This is a genomic window from Natronosalvus halobius (genome assembly GCF_024138145.1).
In the GTDB taxonomy this organism is placed as follows: Archaea; Halobacteriota; Halobacteria; order Halobacteriales; family Natrialbaceae; genus Natronosalvus; species Natronosalvus halobius.
Map to the genome: position 1 here is coordinate 1,654,348 of NZ_CP099997.1, position 8,837 is coordinate 1,663,184.

Sequence of the window (8,837 nt, forward strand, 5' to 3'; positions counted from 1 at the left end):
AAACCCGTGCGAAACCCGGCAAAACGAGGTATTAGGCTTTCGCCAGTGACGAAACGATTTCGTCAGATACAGCAGGATTCATCAAAATCCCGAACGCCTCCGGGTGCGAGAGTTCGTAACCGAGCGCGTCCTCGAGGCGCTGCTTCCGTTCGGCGTACTCGTCGGCTCTCTCGCCCGTTAGTGTGATTTGGATCCTCATTCGTACGGTGATGTGAGTTGTTGGCCTTCGCTCCCGTAGTGGCGGGAGTGCATCGTTGCGTCACCCGTGTTGACGCGCTCGAGCAGGCCTGAGTCGTTCGAACGTACCCATTCACTGCCGACGGTGTTCCCGGCGTCGTCCTCGAACTTCCGAAGCGGCAGGTTCTCGCCGTCGACCTGGATTTCGCTCGGGAACGGGGGTGCCCGTCGCGAGCGGGTGTCGTGGACGTCGGCGGGGTAGTCGACCGAGATCTTCCCGAGGTCGGCGTCGCTCGAGAAGCCGCCGAGAATCTGCTCATCCCACTGCGCGGCGATGGTTTCGGCTAGCTCCGCGAGCCGCTGGGTCACCCAGAGCGACGACAGGCCCTCGCCTCGCCCGGTCGTCGCCGCCTTCTTCGTCGCCTCCGGGTACTTCCCTTTCTGGGGCGCCGCGATATGCGCCTCGTCGATCGCGAGCAAGATCTTCGCCTTCGGGTGGTCCTCGTACAGCCGTCGGCAGGCCGCCGCGACGTTGCCGACGACCGCCCGCCAGTCGTCGCCGTCGATCCGGTAGCGCGGGATCACGAGCCGCCCGCCGGCCTCGAGGATCGCCGCCCACTGCGTCGGCGAGAGGTCTACCTCGTTCGGCCCGGCGATGTACCACCGGCAGAGGTCCGTCTCCGGCGACGACGGCTCGACGCCGCGCACCAGGCCCCGGTACTCGTCCTTGTAATCGAGGATCGCCGCGAAATCCTGGTCGGGCAGGTTTTTCTCGAGCCATAGCTGGGTGTTGTACGACTTCCCCCAGCCGCTTTTCGCCGCGAGCCCGACCCGCGACATTACGCCCTCCGGTCCTCGTCGACGGGTTCCTCAAGCACGACGACGTCGGGCGAGACACGCACCACCTCGAGGGCGCAGTCGTCCTCGAGGAGACGATCGTCATCGACGTCGTCGCGAAGCCGGTCGCCTGCCTCGAGAATCAGCGCACACACCAGCGCCAGCGCCCCCAGGAGCGCCTGCGTCAGTTGCTCATCACTCATCGGGAGCATCGCCGCCCTCCGTGTCGACGTCGTCCTCGATCGCCTCGAGCGCCGCGTTGATCCCGGCGCCAACCGCGTTGAAGTTCCCCAGGAGGAACGTCGACGCGACGTTTCGCTTCTGCGTCGGCGTCCAGTTGACGACGTGGCTCACGAACCAGCCGACGTCGACGCCGTGCTTCCGGTTGATGTAGTCGGCGATGATCTCCGACCGGGGCCGCTCGTCGCCCTGTTTCCGGTACGAGCGTACGATCTTGTCGACGCGATGCGTCCATTCGTCGCCCTCGAGGTCGAGATACTCGCGGGCGTCTGCCGCGTTCTCGAGGGTGTCCTCGCCGACGACGTCGAACCAGAACGCCGGGATCTCGTCGTTGATGAGCGCCTGAACGAGCGCCTTCAACTGCTCTTTCCGATCGGCCTTCGACGGGATCGACTCGATTTGGTCGACGTCGACGGCGTCGTGCAGCCGGTCGACGCGCTCGAGCAGGTCGATTTCCTTCGCGGCGATCAGCCCCGTCAGGATGTCGCCCGCCTCGCCGTTGATCATGTTGCCGACTACCTTCCCGATCGTCCGCTCGCGCATGTTTCCTAGCATTATTCGAGTACCTCCAGAAGTCCGTTAACGATCTGCGGGTTCGATGCGAGCACCGCCATCGCGAACATCGTCGTCCCAATCGCGAGCGCCTGCCCCGGTGGAAGATCCTCGCTTCCGCCCTTGCTTTTGATCCATTCATCCATTGCCGAATCGAGCCCGAGATCGCGAGCGACCGACTCGTTGATTGGGTCGCCGCCGTGCTGCTCGATAACCGCGTTGGAGACGCTGCAAAGCCCCTTCACGTACATGTCCCCCATCGTGTCACCCTCGCCCACTACATCGGGCGTGGCACCGCTCTCGTCACTGCTGGGGGTGGCGTCACCCTCCTCGTCGTCCTCGAGGTCGGCGTCGATTGCCTCGAGGTCGACATCGACGGTCGCGTCGCCGTCGATCTCCGGCGTCTCCTCCTCGTCGGGTTCGTTTGCTGCCTCGAGATCCTCCATGGCCTCGTCAACAGCGTCAGTATCGTCGCTCATGGGTTACTGTTCGATCATCGTGAGTCCGGTCGTCTGGCTCCGCGTCTCGTTCTCCTCGTCGACGGCCTCCTCAAGAACGGGCTCATCTTCCGAGCGGGCGCGGTACACTCGCCAGATAACGATCGCCGCGAACACCCCGCAAATGATGACGAAGGTGGTCATCGGTGAGAGTTCCGGGACGGCACTGCCGACCGACGGTAGAAGGCCGTCTTCGCCCTGGTCGTCTGCCTGCTCGATCGCCTCGCGGACCTCCTTGTCGTCGGCCTCACTGCTGCCAGTTTTGCTGGTCGATTCTGCCTGCTGTTGTTGGTACTCTTCCTGACTCACCATCTCGGATACCTCCTCGTCGGTCGCTTCACCCCCCTCATCGGGGCCTTCTGGCTGGTCTTCTGCTTGTTCGATCACATTCTGTTCCACCTCGTCGGTGGTCTCCTTCCCCTTGCCGTCCCCTTCTTCGGGTACCTCCAGGGCGGTCGACCAGGCCCTTTCGTCCCTAGCCTGCTGGTGGTCGTCGTCGCTCATCGCGTTAATATGGCCCCTGACCGCCTCGGGAGAGGCAAACGGGGGTTGGTCATCGTTCCATTCGTCGTCGTGTTTCTCGCACCCCTCTACGGGGCAGTAATAGCTGGTCATGGTGTCACCAGTCGATGTCTTCCTCGGTCAATTGCCGATCACCGAGTTCCTCGAACGAGACGAAATCGCGCCCACTTTCTCGGTGAATTTCGTTGATCGCCGCCGCTGCTTCCTTCGCGTCCGCGACGGCGATCTGGTAGCGGAGCCAGAGCCGACGCAGGGCGCCATAGATCTCACCGGAGAGGTCGCTGGGTTCGGCCTCGAGGAGAGTCTGTATATCGTCCTCATCGAAGCCGCACGCCTCCTGGAGGAACTGACAAGCGTCGTCGTCGCCCTCGTCTTCGCAGTAGTCGCGGGCCTGCTCGCACTGCTCGCCGCGCGCCCCTTCAGCTGCCGCGAGCCGCTCGTCAACGTCGGCCCCGGCGTCCATGCGCGCCCCGCGTTCGTCGCGAGTTGCCCGCTCGGCCACCTCCCGGTGTTCATCGACGCTGAGGGTGTGGTCGTAGTACGCGAGCCAGTCGTCGACGCCCGTTTCGATCATTAACCCTTTCACGCTCCTGGCGTGGGGAATCGATGTCCGGGTAAAATCGATCGACTCGCGCTCGTGGTCGGTCAGTTTAACCTGGCCGCCACGGCTTCCTCGATCGGACCGACCGGAAGCCGCCTCGATCGTTGCCTCTTCCAGCACCCAATCGGGCGCGCTCGAGGAGATCGCGACTGTTTTCAACCGCCGGTCGTCGTGGCTTCCCAGGTGGCCCTCGTGCTCGTTACGGAAGGCGTCGGCTGCCGACTTCGATCCGAATTCGATGCGCTCGGTCATTCCGGAAATGTGCTGTATGAGCCGGTGATGTAGCGGGCGAGACGGCTGTTCTTCGTCACGCGATCGTGCCCATCGAATCCCTTGGGCGGCTCGCTCTCCTGGAGGGTCGATCGCTTGATGACGTCCTCGAGGTCGGGCGTCACGTGCCACGACTTCTGACCAGCGGGCGTTTCGACCCAGATCACCGGCCAGCCGTCGTGATAGTAATAGCCGGCCGATTCCGGCCCCCAAGCCATCGCGACGATCGCTGCAAAGGCGATCGCGAGCAGATTGCGATCGTGGTATACGTCGTCGATACTCTTTTCGGACTCATCGGGTGGGTCCATACTCCGCTAAACCGGTGTGACGTACATCACAAGTGACAGAATTGGAACTTCAGTAAGCAATGAAATACCAATTGAGACGTGTATTTTTGTAGGTGGATCACCACCTACCTCACGTGATGACAACTGCGTCGGCTCGCGCCCAGCAAGCGGCTGAGGCTCACCGTGATGATGAGACGATTCCGTGCGGAATGGTTCGTGCACAAGAGAACGGGAACAGTGTCTACTCGGTTCTTCCCAGCCCCTTCAGCGATAACGAGGAAATCGAGCAAGGAACGCCGCTTCAAGTTGCGTATGACGTGAAAACGGGATCGTTCATCGTGACGCCGATTAAGTCGTAGTAGTACTATACACCACCTCGCTTATGAGACGCTCTGAGCAAAAATTCTATAGGGATCTGTTACTATCTGCAATCAATGAAGGACAATCCTGAAGCATGGAGTTATCCCGGTAACCCGCAGTGTTCCAAATGTACCGACTTACTGCTGTTTATCGACGATTTCGTGGTATCCGATGAAGAATTTGAAATATGGTATTGTCCGGATTGTGGAACAGAAGCAGTGACACTTGTTGGCGGGACTGAGATAGTAAATCAGACATTTTCCAAATCGAAAAGGGAAGAAATTCGACAGCGTCACAAAATCTGGGACGCCAAACGAAGAAAAGTCCTCGAGGAAGACGAGTAACTCTTATAATTTGTGTGATTAGCTCTATCTTCGTTCGCGATACTTCCACCGCTTCGGATCAGCGCACGGCGGCTTAACGTGCCAGCTCCGCCAGCGATGGACCGCATTACCGGAGAGATCAATCGGCATTGCTCCGAGAGCCACGAATCCTTGTTGTCGGAGAGGCATTAGAGCGTCTGGGAGTTCGCTCTTGCTCACCTGCCGAGTCTCCTGAGCGATACTTCCGGCGTGGCGCCGCTGGTAGATCTTCAGGTCCTCCGTTGCGTACTTGAGGCACGCTTCGTACAGTCCGCGGAGTTGCGGATCGGACGGATAGTACCCGTCGTCTCTACTATCGACATCGACGCCACCGCACTCAGAGACAACATCTTGCATCTGCGCCTCTATGACGTCGGTCATCGTCTCACCGAGTTTTTCACAGGCGGCTTTGAAGTCCTCTTTTAGTTCCGCGTCGACTTTCGCGCTGAGACGGGTTTGACCGGCGCTGCTGTAGCCTTCGGCACCCATCCGGCTCATCAATGACCACCTACCGACGTGTACACAGAATCGATGGTGTTTGACCCCATCGTGTTCACGGGTGAACACGCAGACGGCGTCGCGATAGACAGTTTAGCCACACGCCCCCTGGGGGATGCCCGCGGAGGGCTATCGCGCGCGGGTGCGTGCGTCATCGGCAGCACACCTCTCCTTTCGCACGTTCTATTGCGCCGTCGAATCGTTCTCCATCGAACATCTCACCGGTCATCTGGCGCATCTCGTGCTCATCGTCGAGACTGCCATCCGTTTCTTCGACGTTGATGAGTCCGATGAAGGCGGCTTTCCTGAGCGTGCAGAGGTGCGCACAAGGGCCATCGTGGTACTTCCAGCCTTTGCAGTCGCACCGCCCAATGTATTCGCCGTTCTCGACTCCGAGAGCGCAGTAGTGGACGTCCTCGCCGTCTCGAAGGATCACCTTGTAGCCGAATCGACCGAACGCTTCGATTAAAGCGTCGCCGGGGCGGGCTCGAGCCCACGATCTCGTCTGCCCGTCTCGTTCGGTCGTGAACTCGAGTGGTTTCCCATCGGTAGGTTGGGAGAACGCGCTCATCGCTCGAACCCTCCGCTGTACGACGAATGACTATAGCGTTGGTCGCCGACTGCCCGCCCGGCAAGTCCATCACGCGACGACGCGGAGCATGAACGACAGCTTGCGTCGGTCTTTTATCACACTTAGACCCTGTAGAGACCCGAGTCAAACCCGTCTTCCGGCAAGCACCGACGCCTCGATTAGCCCCCGTCTCGGGTAACCCGTCACAACCGTCGTGCAATTGTATGCAGTAGACCACCGCCCAGCCAGGAATGTGTTGTCCTAATGGTTTGTATAAATAAATGCTAAATCCAATCCCGGGGGAGTTCTCTTGTACCGCTTGTAAATGCCGTCCCACGCGAGCCTTTCTGCCACTCAATCCTCACTAGAGGCATACCTCTTCCCCCTCCCCTGAAGTTTGTTTCGCGCTGGTAACGTGGAATCGAGTTCGTGTAGATGCTGATCGGACACCCGATCGAAGGGACCAACCAACAGAGCGAACTCGATTATAACTACGTGAGTACTCCGTTCGGGCTGGTATATGCCGGCAAGCGAGCCAAACCTATGTTCGGGATAAATGAACTATCGAACTACGGTCAGAAGTTGTGTGTGAGGTACAGAGGATGAGCGCAGAAAGCTGATTTACGCTGATTCTTCCGGGAGGGAAAAGCCAACGCCGCCTGCCACGATGGCGGCGGCGGCGAGGATGGTTGCGCCGAGGACAACGTAGCCGTCATCCGGATTGAGACCACCAATTGCCGCGGCCATGTCTACGACAAAGACAGTAACGAACAGGCTCAAAATCGCAAAGGCGAGCATAACGAAACCCGCTATTAGCGCACTAGCCAGCGAACCGAACGCATCTAATACTCCCATAACGTGATACCAACCTCTTTCCAATTGGTAATAGCTTCCGAATCCCTTTCACTAGTGTGAATCACGATGGTAAATTCTACAGAACGAGTACTTAGGGGTTTGTCCCTGAGGTACTTCTCGAGATCTGCGCTGTGTATTCAACACAGAGCTAAAACACATCAAATTTTGGGAGTTTTGACAAACCCATACGCTGTGATTCCAGCTATCGGAGAGACCAATTGTAAATCCGTAACTACTCGATCAGCCACTCGTTCTCGATATCGTGGGGTCGACCACTTTCGCCCCGGACGGCTCACCTATTTCTTGTTTGGTGTGGCCCTCGATCACATGAGTTGCTTCGAGGAACACATCCTTGCCAACGGACCGCTCACGAAGTGGGAGATCGTCGACGTCACCGGGATGCCGATTGACCAGGTCGAACTCACGCTCCGGGATCGAGAAGCCCTGGGGGTCGTTGAGCGAACCGAGGAGGGGTGGCGACTCGCTCGCGACCACGCCACCCCCATCACCAGGCTATGGGATCGATCATGTAACTGACGACACGGAGGTGATCTAAGCACGTGTTGTAGACCGTCTCTGTTCGGTTTTGAAAATACTTTGTTCAATGTCCTCAAGCCAGGACGTAGCGAACACAGGTAGAACGTCAGCAGGAGATTGACAGTCCAAAAACTCTATGCGATGGGAAACCGAGTGGACGCTAAATGGTGTCACATCATGCAGCGTGGGAAGATACTGAGGACGGCTACAAAAATGGGGAGATAGGTGTCTTCGTGACCCCCACACACGTCGTTTCGAAAGATGGAGTGAATTACGCTCGAGAACGCGACACGGAGGCAGACGCAACCGTCTACTCGATTTCGTTCCGAACGGGTATCGAATCGGGGTACGAAAGACGCAAACCGCTCGTGGATTTCGAAGACCCGCGGACGGCATGGGAGTACGCGAACCTCGCTACCCACTACATCGAACACGCTCACATCGCCGAATTCGCCGTGTTAGAACTACAGGGTCGAGGGACGCCGACAGACCAGAACTGGATCCCTGACGGAATCGTTGCAGACATGGCTGCTGAAGCGGTAATGCGGAAGATGCTCGGCCGCCACGAATCCCAGTTAGATGGCGCGCTCGAGCGTGTACCTGCGGCGATCTCGTAGCTGCATCTACTCTGTCCTCACCGCTATCGCCTCAGAGACGTCGGTTCACGCAGTGGAACGGCTCGACCAGGAGCCCTCAGCCAGAACCACACCTTTCCACACCCCTTCGAACCCGACGACGTCTGAAATACCATCCTGGACGCGAAAATCAGAAAGCCAGCCCTAGCGCCGGTTGCTCTCGAGAGGTCCCCAACCCCCGTAAAAATCCCCAGTTACTCGTTCAGGTGCGACCGGTACCCTTTGGGCTCGAAGCCGCGCCGACAGATGACGCGCTTTCGCCCGACCGTGATCGCACTGACCTGGTCGTCGGCTTCCATCTCCTCGACGACTGCCGAGAGATGTGATTCTTTCCATCCCGTCTCCTCCAGGATGGTCGTTTCGTCGACGCGCCCGCCGCGTTTGACGAGGAGGCGAAGGACTTTGTCCTCGTCGGCGATTTCGCGGTCGTTGGCGCCGTACTCGACCTGTTCGGCGTAGCTCAACGTCTCTTTGTGCTCTCGAGTGCCCGGTCCTGTGGGCGGTTCCTCGGGAGTCGCATCGGGATCGGAGGGCGTCCCAGATGCCGACTGGCCGTCGACCGATTCAGCGTCGGCAGCCTCCGATCCGAAGAGGGACGAGAGACGGTCTCGAAGTGAATTGAATACCATTTGTGTGATCACCAACCTCGGTTGACATCGCTGATAGGATGTGCTCCTACCTTTCTCTTGTGCTCGCAGTATTATATGTGTCCGGTGTTGAGTCGCTTTTCGAGAACTAAGTCGAATCCGACACTTTCGTGGGCCGCGGTTCGACGGTCGGCCCCGCCGGTCACAGTTCGGCTCGGACTGTCCTGACGATTTCGTCGACGTCGAACGGTTCCTCGCTGACGTTGAAGACGACCGTGTCGTCGACGCGAACGACGAATACCCCGTGGTCGCCGACGGTGAGCGTTGCCGACTTGAGGTCGCCGCCGAACGATCGCATGACGGCCGCCTGGACGTCGAGCGCGCGGTCGAGGAAGCCACAGGGGTGGCAGTACTCGATCTCGAGGGAGGGCATGTCACAACTAGCGTTG

General features: G+C 59.2%; 16 protein-coding genes. 4 read left to right on the plus strand and 12 right to left on the minus strand.

Going from position 1 to position 8,837, the window contains the following annotated elements; translation table 11 throughout:
* Positions 1-31: 31 nt before the first annotated feature.
* From NGM15_RS08080 to NGM15_RS08115, 8 genes are all read right to left on the minus strand, one after another.
* Positions 32-199 carry a hypothetical protein gene (locus tag NGM15_RS08080; protein ID WP_253437631.1) on the minus strand — a complete coding sequence of 56 codons (168 nt, stop codon included), beginning with the start codon at positions 197-199 and terminating at the stop codon, positions 32-34.
* Positions 196-1,017: an ATP-binding protein gene (locus NGM15_RS08085; protein ID WP_253437634.1), complete on the minus strand. Its 822-nt coding sequence runs from the start codon at positions 1,015-1,017 to the stop codon at positions 196-198. The genes NGM15_RS08080 and NGM15_RS08085 overlap by 4 nt, the downstream gene beginning before the upstream one ends.
* Positions 1,017-1,217 (minus strand): hypothetical protein, encoded by a 201-nt coding sequence (locus tag NGM15_RS08090; protein ID WP_253437637.1) that lies wholly within the window; start codon positions 1,215-1,217, stop codon positions 1,017-1,019. Before NGM15_RS08090 ends, NGM15_RS08085 begins: the two co-directional genes overlap by 1 nt.
* Complete coding sequence (locus NGM15_RS08095) at positions 1,210-1,809, minus strand: hypothetical protein (RefSeq protein ID WP_253437640.1); 600 nt, start codon at positions 1,807-1,809, stop codon at positions 1,210-1,212. Before NGM15_RS08095 ends, NGM15_RS08090 begins: the two co-directional genes overlap by 8 nt.
* Positions 1,809-2,285: a hypothetical protein gene (locus NGM15_RS08100; RefSeq protein ID WP_253437643.1), complete on the minus strand. Its 477-nt coding sequence runs from the start codon at positions 2,283-2,285 to the stop codon at positions 1,809-1,811. Before NGM15_RS08100 ends, NGM15_RS08095 begins: the two co-directional genes overlap by 1 nt.
* Before the next feature lie 3 nt (positions 2,286-2,288).
* Entirely contained in the window at positions 2,289-2,807 is a 519-nt protein-coding gene (locus NGM15_RS08105; protein ID WP_253437646.1) for a hypothetical protein, read from the minus strand.
* A 115-nt stretch (positions 2,808-2,922) separates the two neighbouring features.
* Positions 2,923-3,678 (minus strand): hypothetical protein, encoded by a 756-nt coding sequence (locus tag NGM15_RS08110; RefSeq protein ID WP_253437649.1) that lies wholly within the window; start codon positions 3,676-3,678, stop codon positions 2,923-2,925.
* A complete protein-coding gene (locus NGM15_RS08115) occupies positions 3,675-4,004 on the minus strand; it encodes a WDGH domain-containing protein (protein WP_253437652.1) in 330 nt (109 codons plus the stop codon). The genes NGM15_RS08110 and NGM15_RS08115 overlap by 4 nt, the downstream gene beginning before the upstream one ends.
* A gap of 413 nt (positions 4,005-4,417) precedes the next feature.
* Here NGM15_RS08115 and NGM15_RS08120 point away from each other — a divergent pair, with 413 nt between their 5' ends.
* Positions 4,418-4,687, plus strand: a complete 270-nt coding sequence (locus NGM15_RS08120) for a hypothetical protein (RefSeq protein ID WP_253437655.1) — start codon at positions 4,418-4,420, stop codon at positions 4,685-4,687.
* A gap of 24 nt (positions 4,688-4,711) precedes the next feature.
* On the opposite strand, the gene NGM15_RS08125 is transcribed toward NGM15_RS08120, so the two are convergent.
* Entirely contained in the window at positions 4,712-5,203 is a 492-nt protein-coding gene (locus tag NGM15_RS08125) for a hypothetical protein (protein WP_253437658.1), read from the minus strand.
* 115 nt (positions 5,204-5,318) lie between these two features.
* Here NGM15_RS08125 and NGM15_RS08130 point away from each other — a divergent pair, with 115 nt between their 5' ends.
* Positions 5,319-5,672 (plus strand): hypothetical protein, encoded by a 354-nt coding sequence (locus tag NGM15_RS08130; protein WP_253437661.1) that lies wholly within the window; start codon positions 5,319-5,321, stop codon positions 5,670-5,672.
* Between the two features lie 723 nt (positions 5,673-6,395).
* Here NGM15_RS08130 and NGM15_RS08135 read toward each other — a convergent pair.
* Positions 6,396-6,629 carry a hypothetical protein gene (locus tag NGM15_RS08135; protein WP_253437664.1) on the minus strand — a complete coding sequence of 78 codons (234 nt, stop codon included), beginning with the start codon at positions 6,627-6,629 and terminating at the stop codon, positions 6,396-6,398.
* A gap of 327 nt (positions 6,630-6,956) precedes the next feature.
* On the opposite strand from NGM15_RS08135, the gene NGM15_RS08140 reads away from it, so the two are divergent.
* Both NGM15_RS08140 and NGM15_RS08145 read left to right on the plus strand, forming a co-directional pair.
* Positions 6,957-7,166 carry a hypothetical protein gene (locus tag NGM15_RS08140; protein ID WP_253437667.1) on the plus strand — a complete coding sequence of 70 codons (210 nt, stop codon included), beginning with the start codon at positions 6,957-6,959 and terminating at the stop codon, positions 7,164-7,166.
* A gap of 233 nt (positions 7,167-7,399) precedes the next feature.
* The gene (locus tag NGM15_RS08145) at positions 7,400-7,783 is read left to right on the plus strand and encodes a hypothetical protein (protein WP_253437670.1); all 384 of its coding nucleotides are present in this window, start codon (positions 7,400-7,402) and stop codon (positions 7,781-7,783) included.
* Between the two features lie 212 nt (positions 7,784-7,995).
* Here NGM15_RS08145 and NGM15_RS08150 read toward each other — a convergent pair whose 3' ends face one another.
* Both NGM15_RS08150 and NGM15_RS08155 read right to left on the minus strand, forming a co-directional pair.
* A complete protein-coding gene (locus NGM15_RS08150) occupies positions 7,996-8,430 on the minus strand; it encodes a helix-turn-helix transcriptional regulator (RefSeq protein WP_253437672.1) in 435 nt (144 codons plus the stop codon).
* A 160-nt stretch (positions 8,431-8,590) separates the two neighbouring features.
* Positions 8,591-8,821 carry an Rdx family protein gene (locus NGM15_RS08155; RefSeq protein WP_253437675.1) on the minus strand — a complete coding sequence of 77 codons (231 nt, stop codon included), beginning with the start codon at positions 8,819-8,821 and terminating at the stop codon, positions 8,591-8,593.
* Positions 8,822-8,837: the final 16 nt, after the last annotated feature.